Source organism: Rhizobium sophoriradicis (assembly GCF_025200795.1).
Taxonomy (GTDB): Bacteria; Pseudomonadota; Alphaproteobacteria; order Rhizobiales; family Rhizobiaceae; genus Rhizobium; species Rhizobium sophoriradicis.
The window spans coordinates 240,684-263,793 of sequence record NZ_CP104156.1 but is presented as its reverse complement, the minus strand read 5'-3'; the positions used below and the strand labels follow the sequence as shown (position 1 = coordinate 263,793).

Sequence of the window (23,110 nt, the reverse complement as noted above, 5' to 3'; positions counted from 1 at the left end):
CTGCTCGTGCGGGCGAGCGAATTGTGAAGCCGTTGTGCCGCGCTGACGGCCGGGCGCTGTTTCGGCTACTTCCGACCGCATCTCGATCAAGGTTTCTCTGCCGCCTTTTAGAACCTTAGCATACTGCCCGCCAGTCCGGTCGCGGCGGGAAGGCGCGGGTCACGAGGTTTGAGGTTCTGCTCGTGCGTATGTCTACCCGCGCACGTTTTCTTGTTTGAAACTGCACAAGAAAGTTTGAGGTCCGACAAAAAGGGGGCGCCAGGCTCGGACCGCGCATCGAAAAATGGTGAAACGCAAACGGCTCCGATAATTTCGTCACAGAAGACGACGATGGCGGATATCCGCAGGTTGGGGGCGTGAAGAGCTCGCAGCCGCCAATATCGATCGGCTGATGCCGACCGGCACCCGGGTCGCGCTATGTAGCCTTTGGCCTACGAGCATTTGTTGCTCGGCTGACGTCGCCGCGGAGCTGATATTTTGTTCCTCTCACCGCTCACCGCTCAGCTCGCTGGCGACCTGCTGGGCGCCCGGCGCCGATGGCGACGCCACCCACCTGCCCGGCGGCTATCCCGAGCTGCAAGCCGGCGGCTCCGGGACTAGAAGTTTTCTCGCCCGGAATGCTCGATGTGGTAGCGCCCGGCACGTCCGTCTGCATCCCGACAATGCCGCCTAGTTCTTTACGCTGGCGCGCCAGGCTGGCCTTTCCAATACGCGGGTGGTAATTACCCGCTGATTTTCTTTGCGAGCGCATCCATGTCGGGCACGGTGATATGCCGGATGTTCTCGATGCGGATGACGCCCTCTTTGCGAAGCCGGGTCAACTGGCGGCTGACGGTTTCGATCGTCAGCCCGAGAAAGTCGGCAATCTCGGCACGCGATAGCGGCAGATCGAAGGCAGTGCTCGTCGCCGTCTCGGCGTGGGCGGCAATGAGGTGGAGCAGGCTTGCGACCTTCTCCTCGGCGGTCCGCCGGCCGAGCGTCAGCATCCATTCGCGCGCGGCATCCAGCTCGTTCAGCGCCTGAGCGTGCAGGCTACGCTGCAATTCCCTAGTCTCCAATATCATGCGTTCGAGCAAATTGCGGGGGAACACGCAGATCTCCGCATCGGTCGCGGCCTCGGCCGACAGCGTGCTTTCGCGCACGAAGGGGCGGCCGACGAAATCGGGGGCGAATTGCAGGCCAACGATCTGCTGGCGCCCGTCCGACATCACCTTGCAGAGCTTCACCACGCCGCGCGTGATGTTCGAATAGAAAGAGTTTTCCGATCCTTGTGCAATGATCTCGCAGCCTGCGTCGACCTTGCGGCGCAGCGAGTGGCGGCCAAGTTCGCTAAGCTGGCCAGCCGACAAGGCGCCGCAAACGACGCCGTGCCGCGCCTGGCAGGAACGGCAAGCGACGGAAGTGCCAATCACGAGAACCTCACTGCGTGCGACGTCCATGTCCTGATCCCTTCGAAAACCGCCTATGCCGGACATGCCCGAGACGACCACGCGGCCGTTGCGACTTCGGCTATCCCTATTTCTTCCAGCGCGTCTTTGATGGCTATCAATTTCATCGGGATTGCGATTTGATCCAGATCAAATCTCCGTACCCACGCTCTTGCCGTGCCAGGCAGGGTAGTTTGTGGATTTGTTTCGGACGGCATTTTCGGCCCGCCGCTTGAGCGGGCTTTCTGCGGCCATCGCCTTCCGTCTCGGCGGACGGTAGGCCACCATACCCATTGCTGTCAGGCAACACCCAATCGGCAGATTGCCGCCGACTCTTAGGGTGGTGTCGTCGGGCTGGTAGAACTGACATTCAGGACAAAGGAGTAGCACGCTTCGAGCTGTTCCCGGAATTCCGCCGCTAGCTCGATGCCACAATTCAAAGCTACCCACCCTCAAGCTATCCCACTGCATCGCAGTACATCAGGACATTCGTTACTCGTCGCGCTGTCTCTGGCCCCCGGCTGTGGTGGCTGGAAAAAAGTCGCACCTGAATAGATGGCATCCGGCACCTGATGTCGGGTTTTGTTAGATACGCGACACGGCCTTGATCAGCCAATCTTTAGTTCTGCCTTGAGCCAAAGCGCTGAAAGGCAATTGAAAAATTTCTTTCCGGCCAAATCAATCAAATTGGCATGAACTTTGAAGTTCTTCTTGCGGGGCGGCAAGGACTGTCGGCCGGTTTCTTTGGTGACCGCCATGGAGCGGAGGAAATCAAAATGCATCTGTGCTCAGAACGCATTTACCGGAAGAGAGGTACCCGTGAAAATCCGATGTCGACCGGAAGGGCGGGCGAGGCATCCAAGAAATTTCGACTTCGGCCAACAAAGCAGCGTGGATTTCGAGCCGCACGGCGATCTGATCGCTGCATCGCATGTCATTGGCGCCTCGCGCTGCTGAGATTGGAAATCTGGCGCTCAACGATTTTGCTCGCTCCCTCTCCGAGGAGAATTCGTTCTCGGCGAAGGGGCTTTGATGACAGGAGAAAAGCAGTGGCTACCATTAGGGTTCCAGAACATGTCCCTCCCGAAATGGTGAAGGACTTCAGCCTGTTCACGTCGCCCGGCATGGAGCGCATGCCAAATGGGGATCCGCACGCAGCTGTCGCTTGCCTCCATAATGGACCGAGAATCTTTTATTCTCCCTGCAATACGCGCGATGGCCGAGGTACCTGGGTCATCGTTCGCGCTCAGGACCAACGCAAATTGCTGCAGGACACCGGAACCTTTTCCAGCCATCGGAGCCTTTTCGCCTCGGCGCTTGGCGAAAACTGGCCGCTGATCCCGCTTGAACTCGACCCCCCGGCTCACAGCGTGTTTCGCTCACTTCTCAATCCGCTGCTTTCGCCCAGGCGGATAATGGAGCTTGAACCGGCGGTCCGTGATCGGGCGATTGCGTTGATTTCCAAGATTTCCGCGTCGAGCACAAGCTGCGACATCTTGACGGACTTCGCCTTTCCTTTTGCGGTTAGTATCTTCCTCCGTTTGCTCGGCTTATCCGATGAGCGCCTCAATACATTCGTGGGCTGGGGGAAGGACCTGCTCCACGGCGACGGCATCAGACGAACCGCAGCCGCCCGAACAATTTTGGCGTTCATCGATGAACTTGCAGCGATGCGCCGCAAAGAACCGGCCGACGATTTCATGACCTTCGTCGTGCAGGCAAAGGTCGACGGCCGCCTGTTGAGAGACCAGGAAATCCATGGAATAGGCGTGCTTCTATTCGTCGCGGGACTGGACACCGTGGCAACGGCGATCGGCTTTGACCTGGCCTATCTCGCGCGCAATCCGACAGAACAGGAATTGCTGCGGAGCAAACCGGATCGAATTGTGCTCGCAGCCGAAGAACTGCTTCGCGCCTATTCGACCGTGCAGATGATCCGTGTGGCGACGAAAGATATCAATTTCGAAGGCGCGCCGATCCGTAAGGGGGACTACATTTCCTGCGCCACGATGATTGCCAATCGTGATCCGGTGGAATTCGAAAATCCGAACACGATCGATTTGGCACGAGAAGACAATCGCCACACCGCTTTTGCGTACGGTCCCCATCGCTGTCTTGGATCACACCTTGCCCGGCGAGAGATCGTCATCGGCCTGGAGGAGTGGCTGTCGCGCATCCCTGACTTCCGTATCAAGGATGGTACGGCGCCCATCACCTATGGGGGCCACGTGTTTGGAATGGAGAATCTGATCCTGGACTGGTCCTGATAATTGAGAGGAGGAAAGACATGGAGTACCGTATGCGCGTCATAGTGCACACTTCCAAATGCCAAGGTCATGCAAGATGCTGGGCCCAAGCGCCCGAAATATTCAATCTTGACGACGAGGGATACATACTGCCCGGTGCAATCGATGTCGAGGAGAGGGACGAACTGTTCGCGTCGCGAGGCGCTCGATCCTGCCCTGAACGTGCGCTGGAGATAGATTGCGTTTCGGATGCGTTGCTCGATCGCCTTTTGTTCAACCAACATTGTGGGGGTTGAAACGCAACGCAACTGGTGCATGACGGCGCCGTCGCTGTCCAAACACCTTACCCGCAGCTCTCCCATTGATGTCTACTTCTAGGGGCAGTTGTTTACATGCATGCCTAAGCAGAGGGAGGGTTTTTCCTTACGTCAGCCGAGCAGTTGAAAGCTGGCTGCGTCACTGGATGGGTAAGCGCCCCGATATCAGATGTGCGACAAGCGATGAAACACAAAAAAATTACCGAATTGCTCGACCGCGAGGCGCTCCGCGACTGCCTCTATCGGTATTGCCGCGGGATAGACCGCGCCGATGAAAGGGCGCTGCGCAGTTCCTACTGGCCCGATGCACGTGACAATCACGGGACCTATTCCGGTTCGGCCGAGGGCTTCATCGAGTTCGCCCTTGGTGTCTTCAAGACGGGACCGCGCAACATCCATCAAATCACGAACATTCTGATTGAGTTCAAAGCCGACTGATAATGCTTTCATCGAAGCGTTCAATGGCCGCTTCCGTGCAGAATGCCTGAACCAGCATTGGTTCCTGACCCTTGCGGATGCCCGCGAAAAGATGGAGGATTGGCGTAGATACTACAATGAGGAAAGACCTCATGGTGCGATCGGCAACAAGGCGCCGATCTCGTTGGTGAATTCGGGAGGCGCAACCAGCCCGCCTCCCTGAATGAAGCCGGAAAACTCTAGCATCCGGTGGTCCAACGTTTGGGAGCGGTTCAAGACCGCCGAGGCTCTAATCGCCGTCAGCGGCAGGTCAGGATCGAAAGCTTCAACATTTTTCGATTGGGAGCTGGGTGCGATTGTCTCCAGTTTTCGGATCCGTTGTCCTGCTGATAGTCGCGGTCGACCTAGCGGTGCAAGTGATGCCATCACGACACCGTCTGTCGGCTTTGTCTGATCGGCGACATTAGGTTTGTTTGGCAGTTTCCTGTGGTGGTTCGGAGTAACTTTCTGAAACCCAACAAAAAGATCTTTCCTTTGGCTCGATCGGCCCACATGGCACGGGTTTTGAAGATTGCCATGCGAGGCGGCGCGAGCTGCCTGCCTTTTACTCAGCGATGGATGGAACGAAAGAAGGAAGGCGATATGTCAGATTTGCGTCAAATCGCATTTTACGGCAAAGGGGGGATCGGCAAGTCCACCACCTCCCAAAATACGCTCGCAGCGCTTGTCGACCTCGGGCAGAAGATCCTGATCGTCGGATGCGACCCGAAAGCCGACTCCACCCGGCTGATCCTGAACGCCAAAGCACAGGACACGGTTCTGCATCTGGCAGCGCAGGAAGGTTCGGTGGAAGACCTTGAGCTCGAGGACGTGCTCAAGGCCGGCTACAAAGGCATCAAGTGCGTGGAGTCCGGCGGTCCGGAACCGGGCGTCGGCTGCGCCGGGCGCGGCGTCATCACCTCGATCAATTTCCTTGAAGAGAACGGTGCATATGACGATGTCGACTACGTCTCCTATGACGTGCTCGGCGATGTGGTGTGCGGTGGCTTTGCGATGCCGATCCGTGAGAACAAGGCCCAGGAGATCTACATCGTGATGTCCGGCGAGATGATGGCGCTCTATGCCGCCAACAACATCGCCAAGGGCATCCTGAAATATGCCCATTCCGGCGGCGTGCGGCTCGGCGGCCTGATCTGTAACGAGCGCCAGACGGACCGCGAGCTCGACCTCTCCGAGGCGCTGGCTGCCAGGCTCAATTCCAAGCTCATCCACTTTGTGCCGCGTGACAACATCGTCCAGCACGCCGAGCTCAGGAAGATGACGGTGATCCAGTACGCGCCGGACTCCAAGCAGGCCGGGGAATATCGGGCGCTAGCCGAGAAGATCCATGCCAATTCGGGCCAAGGGACCATTCCGACCCCGATTACCATGGAAGAGCTCGAAGACATGCTGCTCGACTTCGGCATCATGAAGAGCGACGAGCAGATGCTGGCCGAACTACAGGCCAAGGAGTCAGCGGTGGTTGCGGCTCAATAACTGCCGCTGTCGACAGGACGCGCTGGCCCTTGCGCCAGCGCGTCCTTCCAAGAAAGCCGCTTCGGCGACGACGACCTAACCCGAACCTTGAAAGGGGGCAGGGGCCCATGAGCCTTGATTACGAGAATGACAGCGTTTTGCATGAACAGCTCATTGCGGAAGTATTAGCGCAATATCCAGACAAGGCGGCGAAGCGCCGCAAGAAGCACCTCAGCGTCGCAACGAGCGGCGACGAGCCTGGCGATGAGCCGAAGGCCCTTTCCGAATGCGACGTCAAATCGAACATCAAGTCCATTCCGGGCGTGATGACGATCCGCGGCTGCGCCTATGCCGGTTCCAAAGGCGTGGTATGGGGGCCGGTCAAGGACATGGTCCACATCTCGCACGGGCCGGTCGGTTGCGGTCATTATTCCTGGTCGCAACGCCGCAACTACTACGTCGGCCTGACGGGCATCGACACGTTCGTGACGCTGCAGTTCACCTCAGACTTCCAGGAAAAGGACATCGTGTTCGGCGGCGACAAGAAGCTTGAACAGGTCATCGACGAGATCGAGGAGCTTTTCCCCCTCAACAACGGCATCAGCGTGCAGTCGGAATGCCCGATCGGGCTGATTGGCGACGACATTGAGGCGGTGTCGCGCAAGAAGGCCAAGGAGCACGAAAAGACGATCGTGCCGGTGCGCTGCGAGGGCTTCCGCGGCGTCTCGCAATCGCTCGGCCACCACATCGCCAACGACGCCATCCGTGACTGGGTTTTCGACAAGAACGAAGTCGAGTTTGAGACCGGCCCTTACGATGTCAACGTCGTCGGCGACTACAATATCGGTGGCGACGCGTGGGCTACGCGCATTCTATTGGAGGAGGTGGGGCTGCGCGTGGTCGGCAACTGGTCGGGTGATGCCACGCTCGCTGAGGTCGAGCGCGCGCCAAAGGCCAAGCTGAACCTCATCCACTGCTACCGCTCGATGAACTACATCTGTCGGCACATGGAGGAAAAATACGGCATCCCGTGGATGGAATACAATTTCTTTGGTCCGTCCCAGATCGAAACCTCCCTGCGCGAAATAGCCAAGCACTTCGGTCCGGAAATCGTCGACAAGACCGAGGCTGTCATCACCAAGTACCGGCCCCTGGTCGATGCTGTCGTCGACAAGTACCGGCCGCGCCTCGAAGGCAAGACGGTGATGCTCTATGTCGGCGGCCTGCGTCCTCGCCACGTCATCACGGCCTATGAGGACCTCGGCATGCGGATCGTCGGCACCGGCTACGAGTTCGCCCACAACGACGACTATCAGCGCACCGGCCATTATGTGAACAAGGGTACGCTGATCTATGACGACGTGACCGGTTACGAGCTGGAAAAGTTCATCGAAGGCATCCGCCCCGACCTTGTTGGGTCCGGCATTAAAGAGAAGTATCCGGTGCAGAAGATGGGCATCCCCTTCCGCCAGATGCACTCCTGGGATTATTCCGGCCCGTATCACGGCTATGACGGCTTCGCCATATTCGCCCGCGACATGGATCTGGCCATCAATAATCCGGTGTGGGATCTCTACGACGTCCCCTGGAAAAAAGAGGCCGCGCCAGCTGAGGCGGTTGCGGCCGAATGAGAGCCTGGCCTGTCTTGGGAAGGGGCAGGCCAGGCTCTTCCCATCGGACTTGATCCGCACTCGTGACAGATGACATCCCATTGCCGCCACCGGTGCGGCGCGATGAAAAGAAAGGTGCTTACTATGCCGCAGTCGGCGGAAAAAGTTCTCGACCATGCTCCCCTGTTCCGCGAGCCGGAATACAGGCAGATGCTCGCCGAGAAGAAAGCCAATTTCGAATGCCCCCACCCGGATCAGGTCGTTGCCGATCAAAACGACTTCACGAAGACCTGGGAGTATCGCGAAAAGAACCTGGGCCGCGAAGCCCTGGTCGTGAACCCGGCCAAAGCCTGCCAGCCGCTCGGTGCCGTCTTCGCAGCCGCAGGCTTTGAGCAAACGATGTCCTTCGTCCATGGCAGCCAGGGCTGCGTCGCTTATTACCGTTCGCATCTGTCGCGTCACTTCAAGGAGCCTTCATCGGCGGTCTCGTCCTCGATGACGGAGGACGCGGCAGTGTTCGGCGGGTTGAAGAACATGGTCGACGGGCTCGCCAATACATACAAGCTCTACGATCCGAAGATGATCGCCGTCTCGACCACCTGCATGGCCGAAGTCATTGGAGACGACCTCCACGGCTTCATCGAAAACGCAAAGAACGAAGGGTCGGTCCCGCACGACTTCGATGTTCCTTTCGCCCACACGCCTGCCTTCGTCGGCAGCCACGTCGATGGCTATGACGGCATGATCAAGGGCATTCTGGAGAACTTCTGGAAAGGCAACGAGCGGAAGGAGGTTGCTCAAGCCATCAACATCATTCCCGGCTTCGACGGCTTCTGCGTCGGCAACAACCGCGAACTGAAGCGCCTGCTCGACATGATGGGCGTATCCTACATCTTCATCCAGGATGCCTCCGACCAGTTCGACACGCCGTCTGACGGTACGTACCGCATGTATGACGGCGGCACGAAGATCGAGGACTTGAAAACGGCGTTGAATGCCGAAGCGACCCTGTCGCTGCAGCACTATAACACGCGCAAAACGCTGGAATATTGCAAGGAGGTCGGTCAGGTTACGGCTTCGTTCCATTATCCGCTGGGTGTTCAGGCGACCGACGAATTCCTGATGAAGGTCTCGGAGATTACCGGCAAGGAAATTCCTCCGGCAATCGGCCTGGAACGCGGCCGTCTCGTCGACGCTATGGCAGATAGCCAAGCCTGGCTGCACGGGAAGAAATACGCGATCTACGGCGATCCTGACTTCGTCTACGCCGTTGCCCGGTTCGTCTTGGAAACCGGCGGTGAGCCGACCCACTGCCTTGCTACCAACGGCACGTCGGCCTGGGAAGCCGAGATGAAGGCGTTGCTCGCATCCTCGCCCTTCGGCAAGGATGCCCAGGTCTGGGCGGGCAAGGACCTGTGGGCGTTGCGCTCGCTGCTCTTTACCGAGCCGGTTGATCTTATGATCGGCAATTCCTATGGCAAGTATCTCGAGCGCGACACCGGCACCCCATTGATCCGGCTGACCTTTCCGATATTCGACCGGCACCATCACCACCGTTTCCCGCTCATGGGCTACCAGGGCGGCCTGCGCGTCCTGACGACGATCCTCGACAAGATCTTCGACAAGCTCGATCGCGAGACGAGCGAGCCGGGTGTGACGGACTATTCTTACGACCTGACCCGCTAGGAGCGGCGGCGGTCGGCCTTGTGAGGCCGGCCGCCTTCATCTGAACTTGGAGACCGCAATGCCCTTGCTCAATGCTAAAGTCCAGGATGTCTTCGACGAGCCTGCCTGCGAGAAGAACCGCAGCAAGGATTCCAAGGCGCGCAAAAACGGCTGTTCGAAGCCGCTGATCCCCGGGGCGGCAGCCGGCGGATGCGCTTTCGATGGCGCCAAGATCGTGCTGCAGCCGATCACCGACGTCGCGCACCTGATCCATGGGCCTCTCGGCTGTGAGGGCAATTCCTGGGACAACCGAGGATCGGCTTCTTCAGGTCCAACGCTCTGGCGCACCAGTTTCACGACCGACCTCACTGAAACCGAAGTGGTGATGGGGCACGGCGAGCGGAAACTTTTTAAAGCAATCCGCGAGATCAAGGAGGCCCATGCTCCACCGGCGATTTTCGTCTATTCGACCTGTGTGACAGCATTGATCGGCGACGACATCGAGGTCGTCTGCAAGCGGGCCGCGGAAAAATTCGGCCTTCCGGTGGTGCCGGTCAACGCACCGGGCTTTGCCGGCTCCAAGAACCTTGGCAATAAGCTCGCCGGTGAAGCGTTGCTCGATCATGTGATCGGCAGCGTAGAGCCGAACGACGTGACCGCCTACGACATCAATATCATTGGTGAGTTCAACCTATCCGGCGAGTTTTGGCTGGTAAAGCCGCTTCTTGACCGGCTGGGGATCAGAGTAAGGGCCTGCATTCCAGGAGACGCCCGATATCTTGACATTGCTTCTGCGCATCGCGCCAAGGCGTCCATGTTGGTGTGCTCGACAGCACTCATCAACCTCGCCCGCAAAATGGAGGAGCTGTGGGATATCCCGTTCTTCGAAGGCTCCTTTTACGGAATTACCGACACCTCGGAAGCACTCAGACAGATCGCCAAGCTGCTCGTGATGCAGGGGGCGGATCCCGAAATCCTCGAGCGCACCGAGGCATTGATCGCGGAGGAGGAGGCGATTGCCTGGATGAAACTCGCAGCATATCGACCAAGGCTTGAAGGCAAGCGCGTGTTGCTCAACACCGGCGGCGTCAAGTCCTGGTCGGTTGTCCATGCGCTGATGGAGGTGGGCATCGAGATCGTGGGCACCTCGGTCAAGAAATCCACGCCTGAAGACAAGGAACGTATCAAGCAACTCCTGAAAGACGAAAACCACCTGTTCGAGTCAATGGCGCCGCGCGAGCTTTATAACATGCTCGCCGACGGTAAAGCCGACATCATGTTGTCTGGCGGGCGCACGCAATTCATCGCGCTGAAGGCCAAGACACCTTGGCTCGATATCAACCAGGAACGCCACCACCCCTATGCCGGCTATGACGGCATGGTGGAGCTCGTTCGCCAGATCGATCTTGCTATTCACAATCCGATCTGGATGGAGGTGCGGGAGCCGGCACCGTGGGAATGCCAGCATGCGGTGGAAGAAGAACTGACGAATACCAAGAGCGAGAACGAGACTGGGTACGTCTTGCAAAACTTTGTCGGCGCGGTCGCCGGCAGCTTCTGCAAGCGTTGAGGAAAGCCGATGGTTCAAGTCTTTCCCCAGACCAAATCAGCTGCGGTCAATCCGCTGAAATCGTCGCAGCCGCTCGGCGCCGCGCTCGCCTTTCTTGGCGTCGAGCGTGCCGTGCCGCTGTTCCACGGCAGCCAGGGCTGCACCAGCTTGGCGCTGGTACTTTTAGTCCGGCACTTTAAGGAAGCCATTCCCTTGCAGACAACGGCATTGGACGCAGTGGCGACCATTCTTGGCGGCGCAGGCAATCTGGAAGAGGCGATCCTAAATCTCAAGAGGCGCGCAAAACCCAAGCTGATCGGAATTTGCACGACAGCCCTGGTGGAAACCCGCGGCGAAGATTTCGCAGGCGATCTCGCCAACATCAAGCGGGATCGTGCCGATGAGCTCGCGGGTACGGAGGTTGTGCTGGCGAATACCCCGGATTTCGAGGGAGCGATCGAAGAGGGATGGGCGAAGGCCGTCATCTCTATGGTCGAGCGCATCACCACTCCAGGCGAGCAGAGCCGCCACCAAAAGAAGATTGCGATCCTACCAGGATGGCATCTGACAGTCGCTGACATCGAGCTTCTGCGCGAAACGGTCGAAAGCTTCGGTCTGAAGCCGGTGATCCTGCCGGACATTTCCGGCTCTCTCGACGGCACGGTGCCCGGCGATCGTTGGGTTCCGACCACCTATGGCGGTACTCCCGTCGACGAGATACAAGAGCTTGGCACGGCGGCGCAATGTATCGCGATCGGCGAGCATATGCGCCGCCCCGCAGAGCTACTGCGGACCCGGACGGGAGTCCCTTACGCATTGTTCCAGTCGCTGACAGGATTGAAACGAGCCGACCGGTTCGTCTCGTTTCTTTCTGAGATTTCTGGTGCGCCGGTGCCAGCAAACATCCGCCGTCGCCGAGCACAGCTGCAGGACGCCCTGCTCGACGGACATTTCCATTTCGGAGGCAAGAAGATCGCAATTGCTGTGGAGCCGGACCAGCTCTACCAATTCGCTACCTTCTTCACCGGCATGGGCGCCGAAATCGCGGCAGCGGTCACCACGACCGGCACCTCAAAAATACTCGCGGAAATGCCGGCCGAATCGCTCCAGGTCGGTGATCTTGGCGATCTCGAAGAACTTGCCGTCGGCGCTGATCTTCTCGTCACGCATTCGCATGGACGACAAGCGGCGGAGCGCCTTGGGATTCCGCTCATGCGGGTGGGCTTCCCGATATTCGACCGACTCGGCAGCCAGCATAAGCTCACAAGTCTCTATCAGGGAACGCGCGACCTGATCTTCGATGTTTCCAACATCTTCCAGGCCAATCAGCGCGCGCCGTGTCCTGGATCGCTTGATCCCTCCCGCAAAGGAGAACTGCCTAGATGATCGCCGCTCGTCGCCTTTCCCTCGTCCCTGACGGGGTTCTCTCGTCAGCTCCAAAACGGAAGGCTGGCGCGTTGCGCGTCGCAATCGCCACTCAAGATATGAAATCTCTCGACGCCCATTTCGGATCGGCAAAACGTTTCGTCGTCTATGATGTGAGTCCCGACGACTGGAAACTGGTGGAAGTCCTGGACTTCGAAGACGTTTCCGACCAGAGCGGAAAGCATCGGAACGAGGACGTCGATCGTATTAACCCGAAGGTGAAGGCGTTGGAAGGTTGTCACTTATTGTTCTGTCTGGCGATCGGTGGGCCATCGGCAGCCCGAGTTGTTTCGGCCAAAATCCACCCAATTAAAGTATCCGATCCTCAACTGATCGAAGATGTTTTGTCGCGAACTCGGGCGATGCTCAGGACTACTCCGCCACCCTGGTTACGCAAGGTGCTAACCGAAGCAGGCGCCATTGAAAAGAAGCCTTTCGATGAGGAGGACTAAGAAATGGGTACATTGACAGGAAGTACGGATGGCCCTGCTGTCAACGAGGATGGGGATCTCGCCACCCCTTTTCTCAGATGCCTGATAAGGCTCATTCGCGCTCAGGATGCCCATGGGGCGTGGGAAGGCAAATCGGACACTGACCTGCTGGCCGACTTCATCCTCACCAAGGAGCAGCGCCGTAAGATCCCGATCATAGGCGATCCGGATCCGTATGTGCTGTGGAGGCTACAGAACTTTTACAGTTGCGTGGGGCTTGTGATCGAAGAGTGCACAGGCCTGTTGGCATCGCCGATCATGACGATCGGCCATGAGGGCTTCGGCCGCTTGCTTTTGACGACTGGACGGTTGGTCGTTCTGTCGAAGACCCTGCGCGATGTCCACCGGTTCGGCTTTGAGACGCTAGGCAAGCTCGCCGAGACCGGCACGAAAATGGTCGATGACGCTATTGAAGTTATCGAAACCTATCCCGACGTGGCGCGGGCATCATGAAATCAATTTTCGAGGAAAGAGATCATGTCAGACATTGTGGAGCAGCTGAAGAAGGTCCGCAAGCTGCAGTCCCGCCGCCGCTGCCAAAATCTCAGCATTTGCAATGGCCAGAACGAGAGTTCGATGGTGAGCTCACTGGCATGATCATGGCTCTCAACCACGCGGCGGTTGCCGCCTGAAGAACTGCCAGACTCTCGTTGCCGCAGACGACATTGCTGCGCAATCTCGCGAACAAATCAGGAGAACGGTGTTGCGTTTCACAATCTTTTGCGGCCTCCTGCTGCTCGTCGTCTGGGCGAAGGCACTAACGAGTTACTTCGTCTGGCATTCCATCCACGAAGTCATCGTTGCAATGGTGGCTAGTTTGTTGCTTCTTCAGTGGGCGTATATCGCAAGCCTGCTCTTTTCCATCTGGCAATCCAGCCGTAATTACAGGAGTCGCCAAAGGGCTAGACGATCCGATCATCGCTAGACTAGAACGTGGTGTCAGCCACAGCCTATCATGAGGGCGAAAACCTCGGCGTTCTTTGGAACGCCTCTCATCCAATCAGATCCAACCATGAGTCAACGGAATTCGAACCTGCCGGATGACGTGGATGCGTCGAGAGCCCTATCGCCGCGCAAGCTCTGCAACCTCGGCCGTGCCATGATGACGTGTAACAGGTGGCCTGCTCATGCCCTATCTGTGGTGGCTCCGACTTCATTCGCGGCGGCGAGACCGTCAGCGAAGTGCTGGACTATGTTCATGCGTCCTTCCGTGTCGTGCATCATGTCCAGCCCCGCTTTACCTGCAAAGCAAAGTTGGCCCTTGTTTAGATAGTCGAGGCCGCACTGCCAGAACACAGCGAGGCGATTTTGTCTTGTGGCCAGGTATGTGAAAGACGCTCATGCGAGCCCACTGGACAGGAGAGGTCAGCATTTGAATTTAAAAAGGTACCTTGATCCAAAAGTGGATGTGCTCGCTTCAGTAGCTGAATTGGATGGTCTGTACCGCGTCCAGAGGACCATAAAGAAACGTAAGTTATAAGGCTGAGCCTATGAATTTCATGAGAACGGAGCAGGGGCTTCTCTGCGTTTCAATTGCCGTTACCATCCTCCTTGCCTGCATCGGCATTTTGTTCGGGATCATTTCAGGTTCGTTCGCAATCATATTCGATGGTGTCTACGCATTGACGGACGCTGCTATGACTGTCGTAGCTCTGCTTGTTACAAAGCTCATCGCGTCATCCGAAGCGCCCTCCAGCAAAGGAAAACTTATCGAGCATTTCACGATGGGGTTCTGGCATCTTGAGCCCATAGTCTTGGCTCTCAACGGCATTCTCATAACCGGGTCGGCTGTTTACGCACTTGTCAACGCAATCGGCAGCATTTTGCATGGGGGACGTCCGCTCAACTTTAGTCAAGCGATCGTCTACGCCGTCGTAACACTCGGTGTGACAGCCACCATGGGGGTTATTGGTGATCGAGCTAATCGTAAGATCAAATCTGATTTCGTTGCCCTGGATACGAAAGCTTGGCTGATGTCCGCCGGGCTAACGATCGGGTTACTCGTCGCGTTTGCCATCGGATATTTCATTCAGGGGTCTTCTTACGAATGGATCTCGCCGTTTATTGACCCGGTCGCGCTGGCATTAATCTGCATTGTGATCATTCCCATTCCGGCGGGCACGGTTCGGCGAGCGCTCGCCGACATACTGCTTGTTACGCCATTAGATCTCAAACAACAAGTTGACGCGGTCGCCAAAACAATCATCGAACGACATGGATTCATATCCCACCGGGCTTATGTGGCCCGGGTCGGCCGAGGCCGGCAAATCGAGCTACATTTCGTTGTCTCAGAGGACCTCCCGGCGAGGAAATTGCAGGAATGGGATAAGATCCGTGACGAAATCGGGCTCGCGATTGGTAACGAGGGTCCGAGTCGTCGGCTCACCATCGCCTTTACAACCGATCCTGAGTGGGCGGATTAGGATTTTGAACCGAATTTGGAGCCCTGTATCGCAGGCATTCCATAACGGGCGTGATCCTCGAACCGGATGCATAGCTCGGCGTTTTTTCCAGCCACCATGCGTCAATTTCACGGTTCGTACCAATCTTCGATCAATGCGGCCAGTTTCGATGCCGTAGTTTTCCGTTATGCCTCCAGGCGCGATACTCGATTCAGCGAATAGGGTTGGCTGAACCCAGATCGCGCCTTTGCGTTCAAGCTCCACAGGCGGTTTCGCCGTCTTGATCTTGTTGAGATCCTGCCGGAGGCCGATTGTCTCGCGTTCTTTGAAACGAGCGACGCCTATGTCCTTGTACTGGCTCAGGAGGGCGCGGCCCAGCTGCCCAGGTTCCGATAGATGTCATCGCGCAGCTGTCGGACCTGTCGATTGAGCTCACCAAGTTGCGCAGGCGTATGGTCGGAAATTTCCAGAAGAGCGTCGCCCAGGCAGCCAGCTCGCGACCTCAGCTCCGGCCCGCGTAACCCGCCGGGTGATGCTGCGGGCGGCAAGGGTCATCAGCGACTATGGTTCCGCGAACGCGACGAGGCGCCCGCGGATAGCCGTCGGCAACATGAAGTCGCCTCGTAGGTCAGACCTTGTGCAGAAAATCGACCACGCCGGTATCGAGATCATAATAGGCGGGCACGATCTTCACCTTGCCTTCCTCGACCAGGCGAGAAACAATCGCACTTTCGGTGAGGATGCGCTCGGCGCCGTTGAAGGCATTGGCATGGACGGTCTTGTCGACAAAATTGTCGCCGCGATCGGTCTCCGCCAAAGCCACGGGCAGGATCGGCTGGGTCATCTTGCCGATTGAGCCATCGAGCTTGGTGCCCTTGGACACGACCTCGCAGGCGGCAGAGACCGCCCCGCAACGCTTGTGGCCCATGACGACGATCAGCGGCGCATGCAGATGTTCGGCGCCATATTCGATCGTGCCGAGCACATCGGTGTCGACCACGTTTCCGGCATTGCGGGCGACGAAGAGTTCGCCGAGCGTCACGCCGCCGAATACAAGTTCCGGCACGACACGGCTGTCGGAACAGGTCAGCACGATCGCCCAAGGTGCCTGGCTCTTGGCGACGTCCTGCCGGCGCTTGGAAATATTGGCGGCGCAGGCTTCCGTGTCGGCGACGAATTTCTTGTTGCCTTCCTGGAGTTTTGCCAGTGCTTCATCCGGCAGGAGGGCGGGAGCGTTCGAGGCGAATGCCGGCATGGTCATGTCAAAGCCTGCAGTCATGACGGCCACGCCTCCGATGCCGGCAAATTTCAGCAGGGAGCGACGGCTGAGTGGGGAGGAATTGCATTCAAAGCACATGGTATCGGTCCTTTTGCAATATCCGGGATGGCTGCGGAGAAATGGCACCTGCTCCAAGTCATGCTCCGTCTTGAAGAAGCGTGCCCTTCTCGTGCCTCATAAAGCAGGCCCAGCCAGCACAGGCGCCGCAGGACGCCATATTGGAGATCGGATTTGAGCTCCCAGGCTTCCAGGGTCATTTCGGTGGCGGACAGAGGTGCCGTGTCTGGATAGAGGATCTTCACGACGTCCAAAGGCGTACAGCCTTCTCTCGCCTTGATATTGAGAAGATTGAGGAACATGCGCCACCAGCGTAGGCGCGCTTGCACCTCAGCTTCCCGCTCGGTGGCATGGACATACGAGTAGAGATAGTCTGTGGCCACGAGATCGAAGAAGGCTTGCGGGTTCACCAGAAACTCCCGGCCGCGTCTGGTTGGCAGCAGCACATCCTTTTTCCGGCGAAGAAGCTTCAGATGGCGGGTCGTGTCCCGCACGACCCAGAGCGGCGGCATGTCGCTTTCGTTCAGCACTTTGTTCATGCTGTAAAGGTCTTCAGCTGTGAAGTCGGGCCACAGGAAGTTCACAGCGGCCCAATGTACGAATTTGCGGTTCATAGCACCGGTCGCGGTCAATCCTATGCCACCCTCACCGTCAGCATAGGCAACGGACAGAAGCATGCCGCGGAAGAGGTGACAGCGCGGCGACATCGACGTCACCCTGCAGCTTGATTTCCGGAAGCATCGTGCAGCTTTGATCCCTACCCGCTCAATTCAGATAAAAGCGAGTATCAGCCGGCGACTGAACAATTGCTATTGAGAAAGCTAAAGCCGAAGAGGTGTTCTTTCACCCGCCCCCGCTCCGCCCTTTCAACCCGGCCCAGCCGGTCGGATCGGGGGCTGATCATCGGTGCCAGTGTCGCGTTTCTAACTGGCCGACAGCGTCGCAGCCCTATTCGGCTTTGACAGGTGTTGTAGCCGCAAAGTTGAAGTGTCCTGATTCTGCAAAGTTGGAATGTCACACTCTCCCCGTTTTGATGACGGCGGAGATTGCAGATGGGATTGATAGCGATGAGCGAGCGTGATCTGCAGCGGATCGCGGTTTTGTCGAAGGTTGCCGACGGCCGCATGACGATGGTGTCGGCGTCGCATGTGCTTGCTCTCAGCGAGCGCCAGGTGCGGCGGCTGTTGGATCGCATCAGAACGACCGGTGCGGCATCGATCCGGCACAAGGCGATCGGCCGGCCGTCGAACAACCGGATCAGCGATGGTGTTCGCGATTATGCGGTGACGCTGGTTCGTGAACGTTATGCGGATTTCGGTCCGACGCTGGCGGCCGAGAAGCTTGCCGAGCGCGATGGATTGCGTGTGTCGCGCGAGACGTTGCGCGGCTGGATGACGCAGGCCGGATTGTGGCTGTCACGCAAGCAGCGGCGGACGTTTCATCAGCCGCGCTTGCGGCGCGAAGCCTATGGCGGGCTGGTGCAGATCGACGGGTCCGAGCATCGCTGGTTCGAGGATCGTGGAGATCCGTGCTCGCTCCTGGTGTTTGTCGACGATGCGACGGGCCGGTTGATGCAGTTGCGGTTCGTGCGCTCTGCCTTTTATTCCGACAAGCACTCGGTCTTCCGGGTGACGAAGAAGGAGGCCAAGGGTGGTCAGGGCATGACCCAGTTCGGGCACTCTCGGAGCTAAATATCGAGATTCTCTGTGCAAACTCCAGCCAGGCCAAAGGCCGTGTCGAGCGGATGAACCGGACGCTGCAGGATCGTCTGGTCAAGGAATTGCGACTGGCAGGCATCGACAGCATGGAGGCAGGCAATGCATTTCTGCCGGGCTTCATGGTGGACTACAATGGGCGGTTTGCGATTGTCCCTGCCCGATCCGATGACCTGCACCGGCCGGTAAATCTTGCACCGGATCGGTTGAAAGAGATCCTGTGCAAACGCGAGCAGCGCTATGTCGGATCGCAGCTGACGTTTTCGTTCGAGCGTAAGCGGATCATGCTGGAGGAGAGCGACGTGACGCGCGGATTGGCCGGCCGCTATGTCGAGACCTATGCCTATGCCGACGGCCGCCTCGATGTACGATGGAAGGGACATTCCCTGCCCTACAAAACCTTCGACAAGGACCAGCGGGTGACGCATGCGGCGATCACCGAGAACAAACGGCTCGGCGACGTTCTGTCTTATATCAAGGAGCGTCAGGAGCAGCCGTCGAAGCCGGTGGTGATGACCAACAGCGAGATGAACGGCTATGTGCGACGTGCTCACGGTCCGGGACGGCGGAAGGATTTTACGAACGATCCGGCCGTCATCGAACGCCATAAAGCTGCGCTGGCAAAGCGCGATGCTGCCGAGTGAGGCGTCGATCGCATCGTCTTAAAGCTAAAGCCGATGGGCGCCCCTCACCCGCCCCCGCTCCGCCCTTTCAACCCGGCCCAGCCGGTCGGATCGGGGCTGATCATCAGAGCCAGCGTCGCGTTTCTAACTGGCTGACAATGTCGCCCCTCTAATCAGCTTTGACAGCAATTGTAACCGCAAAGTTAGAATGTAAGAACGACTGGCATCTATTGCTCGATCCATCTCCACCCTATTGCAGGAAAAGGTAAATGTCGCTCTGCATGCCTGATGGCCCCAGAGTGGCCGTGTAGGGCACACCATGGATACTGAAGTTGGTGGGTTTGTCCGCGCTCGGCAGCAAGTCAAACAAGTACATTGCAGGCAGAAGGTCATCTGGTACCGGTTGATTGCCGTGTTGCCAGCTCGGAGGGACAAATCCTCCCAAGTCGTCCACAGGCAGCGTGTACTGTGGGGTGCCGAAGATCGATGCCCCCAAGCTTTGCTCCCATGGTGCGTCTGGCGGATTGACGCTTTGCACCGGTGAATAGGCAGCTGACGGCAAATCCTGCCGGAAGGTCGCTGTATTCCAGCTATCGGGAAGCTGGCCGGGTTGACCCACTCCATGCCAAAACTCTGCGGGATCGGCGATCTGTGTGGAGGACTCCGGTTCAGCCGCCGCAGCCCCCGCTCGAGCACTGTTGGTCGCGGTGCTCAGACGTCGTTGGAGTTGCTCCCGATCGGCGACGAGGTTGTCGAGGTGCAGCACGGCTGGCCGGTCTCTTCGCGCCAGACGTCTAACGAGCGCCCGCGTGCCGTCAACCACGAAGACTCCGCAATCATAGCCGTTCCGCTGTTGGGTCATGCGGACGGGCTCCAGACGGGTACCCAACCTTTGTGCGAGCATTGCTGCAAACTCGTCGTTCTGGCCCCGGAAGGAGTCATAGTGATAGGCAGCCGGCCCCTCGCGGTTGCGACGGTCAACGAGTAGCAGCGACCAATGGGTGCCGCGGTGATCAGGATCCGAAGCACTGGCATCGCTCACTGGAAGGAACAGGAAGTCGGCTGTATCTCTTCCATTCTGATCATTAACGATGCGCTGGAAAGCGCTCAGCGCGGTGCTCTCATCGCCCAGGCGCAGATGATAATGGGCTATCAGGGGATCGATAAGCCGCGTCCTGGCTGCGAGATCCGGATCGTTTCGCTGCAAGTCCTGCATTAGCAGCTCATAATCCGTCTGGATATGCTGGTCGCCCAGCCATTCGATATGGTCGAGCGACAATCCGCTGCGGCTTTCGATCGATGGATCAACCTGCTGCAGCGGCGAAGTTGATCTGAACTCGGCACGTGAATCCGAACGGCCGTCCAGACCGGCCGGTTCGCGGCCACTTGCCGGCTCAGGGGACAACCCCGACGCTGCGTTCGCCTCAACGACTTGCTGGTACTGCCGAAGCCGCTTGAAAGAGATAGTGTGTTTTCCCATGTCTTCGGTGAAGTCTTGGTAATCTTTTTTCAACGACCATTGCTGCTGATCACTGCCGTTGAGCCGGCTCGCTATGCTCTCCCTACCCCTGGTTTGCAGCCAATCACTAAACTTTCGTTGATTGCTGGCCAGTCTCCAGACGACTCTCCTCTTGGAAGTCGAGGCCGATCCGAGCTTGCTCAGCTCTTCGTTGGCCAAGGCATCAATCATGAGGGCGTCGTCGGGATAAGGATGATGCTGTTTCAACTGCGACTCAGCGCCTAGATACTGCCGCAGCCGATCGAGACTCACGTTTATTTTTACTTCAACGTTAGTAGTAAATTCCCTAAAATCGTCCTTCAACGACCGTTGCTGCTCATCACTGCCAGTCAGGCGACTGCTTATGCTCCCCCGACCATTCTTTCGGAGCCAATTACTAAACCTCCGTTGATTGCTGGCCAGATTCAAGACGCCTTTCCTCTTGGAAGTCGAGTCCGGTCCGAGCTTGCTCAGCTCTTCATTGGCGAAGCCATCAATCATGCGGGTGTCGTCGGGATAAGGATCATGCTGTTTCAACTGCGACTCGGCGCCTAGATACTGTCGCAGCCGATCGAAACCCACGCTTATTTTTACTTCAACGTTAGTAGTAAATTCCCTAAAATCGTCCTTCAACGACCGTTGCTGCTCATCACTGCCAGTCAGGCGACTGCTTATGCTCCCCCGACCATTCTTTTGGAGCCAATCACTAAACCTCCGTTGATTTATCGCCATATTCTGGACAACTTTCCTCTTGGAAGTCGAGTCCGGTCCGAGCTTGCTCAGCTCTTCGTTGGCCAAGCCATCAATCATGAGGGCGTCGTCGGGATAAGGATTATGCTGTTTCAACTGGGACTCGGCGCCTAGATACTGCCGCAGCCGATCTAAACTCACGACCACTTTTCCCTCGGCCTCGGTAAATTTCCTAAAATCCTCCTGCAACGACCGTTGCTGCTGATCAGTACCCGTGAGTCGGCTGACTATGCTCCCCCTACCCTCCCTTTTGAGCCAATCGCTAAACCTCCGTTGATTGCTGGCATTTTTCTGAGAAATCGAGACCGGTCCGAACTTACTCAGCTCTTCCTTGGCCAAGCTATCAATGACGCGGGCGTCATCGGGATAGGGATCATGAATTCGGCGGCCCATCAGGCGCGGCCCAGCTCCAACGGCTTGGAGTTCTTGCCCCTCAGGTCCGAGCCTCCTGAAATGAGACAGCGCTGAGTTAAGACGGTTCTGATCGTCCTCACCGCTTGCCCAATAATCCGCGATATCAACGGCTAGTGAATCTGGATCGTTTAAAAACCGAGAAGCCATCGAATCTCTGTTTGCTGCTCGGAGCCAACGAGCGAACCTCCTAAGAATCCCTAAATTGTTCTCGACGGTAGCCTCGGGAACCCTTCCGTCCCCTCGGCCGATGCTACCGTCGGGTAGAATTTCATAGCCTCGGACTGCTTCCGCGAACTGGTTGATGCGGGTCTCGTCATCGGGATGCATGTCCCGGTCGGCGGGGCGACCACGCTTGGCGCCGACGCGAACCTTGGTTGAGGCCACGTGAGTCTCCGTTGCGGCATCGACGTCTTGCTGCCCCGAACCCCTCTCCGGCGCCAGCGACTGCGGCGTCACTCGCATCGAACCGCCCACGGATCTGCGACGCGGCACACGGTCGCCGGCGTCACTATCGTGCGAACCGAGGCGTAAGTCGCTCGGATCCTGTTCCATGTCTCGGCTCTCTGAATAGTAGTCCTCGATCCAGGCGTCCGTATCGAAAGCTCCGGTCACGCCTTCGATCCACCCACTTACTTCGCGAGAATCGTCATCGCGCGGCTGGTTCCGTCTTGGGTACATCGATGCCGGTCCTCCGGAAATTCAAATTTGGAACCTCGATCCTAATGCCCGCCGACCGCCGCCCAGCATGCTAAAGCCAGATCCAATCATGCCCTCAAGGCATGGCCGAACACCATATGGCGACGGCTTGCCGACAATCGTCTGCACTCGACCATCAGGCCGGCACATGGCTTGAGAGGCTCGCCAGCAGTTTCGGGTGATGTGTGGAACATGCAGCGCGAAGGGTGCCGTCAGAATTTCCGATTCCAACCAATCTTTCCGCCGGCCTTTCTGATTTCGCCGCCTCAGGCAACGGAACCATTGCGGTGTAGCTGCTGACAGAACCCGTTGCGCGCCTGATAGTTATGCGACCTATGGGGCGGCGATCAGGATGAGACGCGCGCGACAATCTGGATGAGATTCTTATGTCGCGGTCGGGATGAAGTTATCATGTTGATTGTCGCTGGCAAGAGCTTCATCGTGGTCTGATTGCCGCTCCGCGACAAACTGTGCGGTGCCTTTGATTGTCGCGAATGAGGCTGGCCTGCCGCGCCGGCGTTTGACCCCCATGGGTGGAACGTCGTCGATAGCTTTCAACGTTCATTTCGAATGATCGTTGCGTGATGAACAAGTCGGTCCACCGCGGCACCCGCCCGCAGGCATTAGTTGCAGGATACGGGGTCGGCATCGAGTACCCAACTCACACGTTGGCTCATGATCGCCGCATGAAATGCATCCGGCGCCATGGGGGGGTCGTCCGGGCCTGAAGCCATAGTAGAACCCGCAAAGGATAGGCCGTCATCGACGGCACTAAGCACTTCAGCGACCGCGCCAGCATCCTTCGCACCCGAGGCTCTTCCCGCATCCGTATCTGTCTACACTTCAGATGCGACAGCCGTCGCCTCTTGGGATGCTGGCCAAACGTCACGTTTTGAAGGAAGACGGACGACGTGCACATTCGATGTTGCCCCGGCACTGGGGATCGTCTCATCTGGGTTGGCGCGCTGCACGTGGCCGCGTAAAAACGGATTCTCTCTCAACGGTTTGGTGCTT

Annotated in this window: 15 protein-coding genes and 6 pseudogenes; 15 read left to right on the top strand and 6 right to left on the bottom strand. The window is 57.9% G+C overall.

Annotated features, from left to right (window positions below; translation table 11 throughout):
- Positions 1-643: 643 nt before the first annotated feature.
- Positions 644-733 (top strand): annotated as a pseudogene (locus N2597_RS32005) (L,D-transpeptidase); the annotation flags it as partial.
- On the opposite strand, the gene N2597_RS32000 reads toward N2597_RS32005, so the two are convergent.
- Complete coding sequence (locus tag N2597_RS32000) at positions 723-1,439, bottom strand: Crp/Fnr family transcriptional regulator (protein ID WP_010009905.1); 717 nt, start codon at positions 1,437-1,439, stop codon at positions 723-725. The pseudogene N2597_RS32005 and the gene N2597_RS32000 sit on opposite strands and share 11 nt — an antisense overlap.
- Positions 1,440-2,035: 596 nt before the next feature.
- Entirely contained in the window at positions 2,036-2,209 is a 174-nt protein-coding gene (locus N2597_RS31995) for a hypothetical protein (protein ID WP_010009909.1), read from the bottom strand.
- 306 nt (positions 2,210-2,515) lie between these two features.
- On the opposite strand from N2597_RS31995, the gene N2597_RS31990 reads away from it, so the two are divergent.
- The 13 genes and pseudogenes from N2597_RS31990 (at position 2,516) to N2597_RS31930 (ending at position 15,085) form a co-directional block, all read left to right on the top strand.
- Positions 2,516-3,694, top strand: coding sequence for a cytochrome P450 (locus tag N2597_RS31990; protein WP_010009913.1), 1,179 nt, complete (start codon positions 2,516-2,518; stop codon positions 3,692-3,694).
- 20 nt (positions 3,695-3,714) lie between these two features.
- Positions 3,715-3,969: a ferredoxin gene (locus N2597_RS31985; protein WP_004678571.1), complete on the top strand. Its 255-nt coding sequence runs from the start codon at positions 3,715-3,717 to the stop codon at positions 3,967-3,969.
- Positions 3,970-4,173: 204 nt separating this feature from the next.
- Positions 4,174-4,416: pseudogene (locus N2597_RS31980) on the top strand (nuclear transport factor 2 family protein); the annotation flags it as partial.
- A gap of 1 nt (position 4,417) precedes the next feature.
- Positions 4,418-4,630: pseudogene (locus N2597_RS31975) on the top strand (integrase core domain-containing protein); the annotation flags it as partial.
- A gap of 419 nt (positions 4,631-5,049) precedes the next feature.
- The gene (gene nifH / locus N2597_RS31970; protein ID WP_004675840.1) at positions 5,050-5,943 is read left to right on the top strand and encodes a nitrogenase iron protein; all 894 of its coding nucleotides are present in this window, start codon (positions 5,050-5,052) and stop codon (positions 5,941-5,943) included.
- 107 nt (positions 5,944-6,050) lie between these two features.
- Positions 6,051-7,553 (top strand): nitrogenase molybdenum-iron protein alpha chain, encoded by a 1,503-nt coding sequence (nifD, locus tag N2597_RS31965; RefSeq protein WP_010023084.1) that lies wholly within the window; start codon positions 6,051-6,053, stop codon positions 7,551-7,553.
- Between the two features lie 123 nt (positions 7,554-7,676).
- A complete protein-coding gene (gene nifK, locus N2597_RS31960; protein ID WP_004677342.1) occupies positions 7,677-9,218 on the top strand; it encodes a nitrogenase molybdenum-iron protein subunit beta in 1,542 nt (513 codons plus the stop codon).
- A gap of 58 nt (positions 9,219-9,276) precedes the next feature.
- Complete coding sequence (gene nifE, locus N2597_RS31955; protein ID WP_011053415.1) at positions 9,277-10,767, top strand: nitrogenase iron-molybdenum cofactor biosynthesis protein NifE; 1,491 nt, start codon at positions 9,277-9,279, stop codon at positions 10,765-10,767.
- Between the two features lie 9 nt (positions 10,768-10,776).
- Positions 10,777-12,132, top strand: a complete 1,356-nt coding sequence (gene nifN, locus N2597_RS31950; protein WP_004672660.1) for a nitrogenase iron-molybdenum cofactor biosynthesis protein NifN — start codon at positions 10,777-10,779, stop codon at positions 12,130-12,132.
- The gene (nifX, locus tag N2597_RS31945) at positions 12,129-12,623 is read left to right on the top strand and encodes a nitrogen fixation protein NifX (protein ID WP_183600121.1); all 495 of its coding nucleotides are present in this window, start codon (positions 12,129-12,131) and stop codon (positions 12,621-12,623) included. Before nifN ends, nifX begins: the two co-directional genes overlap by 4 nt.
- A 3-nt stretch (positions 12,624-12,626) precedes the next feature.
- Entirely contained in the window at positions 12,627-13,115 is a 489-nt protein-coding gene (locus N2597_RS31940) for a NifX-associated nitrogen fixation protein (RefSeq protein WP_037145513.1), read from the top strand.
- A 663-nt stretch (positions 13,116-13,778) separates the two neighbouring features.
- On the top strand, positions 13,779-13,931 hold the full coding sequence (locus N2597_RS31935; RefSeq protein ID WP_196411598.1) for an IS66 family transposase zinc-finger binding domain-containing protein: 153 nt from the start codon (positions 13,779-13,781) through the stop codon (positions 13,929-13,931).
- Between the two features lie 221 nt (positions 13,932-14,152).
- Positions 14,153-15,085 carry a cation diffusion facilitator family transporter gene (locus tag N2597_RS31930; protein WP_004675922.1) on the top strand — a complete coding sequence of 311 codons (933 nt, stop codon included), beginning with the start codon at positions 14,153-14,155 and terminating at the stop codon, positions 15,083-15,085.
- A 607-nt stretch (positions 15,086-15,692) separates the two neighbouring features.
- On the opposite strand, the gene N2597_RS31925 is transcribed toward N2597_RS31930, so the two are convergent.
- A complete protein-coding gene (locus N2597_RS31925) occupies positions 15,693-16,421 on the bottom strand; it encodes a carbonic anhydrase (RefSeq protein ID WP_042120140.1) in 729 nt (242 codons plus the stop codon).
- A pseudogene (locus N2597_RS31920) lies at positions 16,373-17,141 on the bottom strand (hypothetical protein). The gene N2597_RS31925 and the pseudogene N2597_RS31920 overlap by 49 nt, the downstream one beginning before the upstream one ends.
- 311 nt (positions 17,142-17,452) lie before the next feature.
- Between N2597_RS31920 and N2597_RS31915 the strand changes: the two are divergent.
- Positions 17,453-18,759: pseudogene (locus N2597_RS31915) on the top strand (helix-turn-helix domain-containing protein).
- 229 nt (positions 18,760-18,988) lie between these two features.
- On the opposite strand, the gene N2597_RS31910 reads toward N2597_RS31915, so the two are convergent.
- Together N2597_RS31910 and N2597_RS33780 are read right to left on the bottom strand one after the other, a co-directional pair.
- The gene (locus N2597_RS31910; protein ID WP_423228315.1) at positions 18,989-22,078 is read right to left on the bottom strand and encodes a Ulp1 family isopeptidase; all 3,090 of its coding nucleotides are present in this window, start codon (positions 22,076-22,078) and stop codon (positions 18,989-18,991) included.
- Positions 22,079-22,480: 402 nt separating this feature from the next.
- A pseudogene (locus N2597_RS33780) lies at positions 22,481-22,704 on the bottom strand (hypothetical protein); the annotation flags it as partial.
- Between the last annotated feature and the right edge of the window lie 406 nt (positions 22,705-23,110).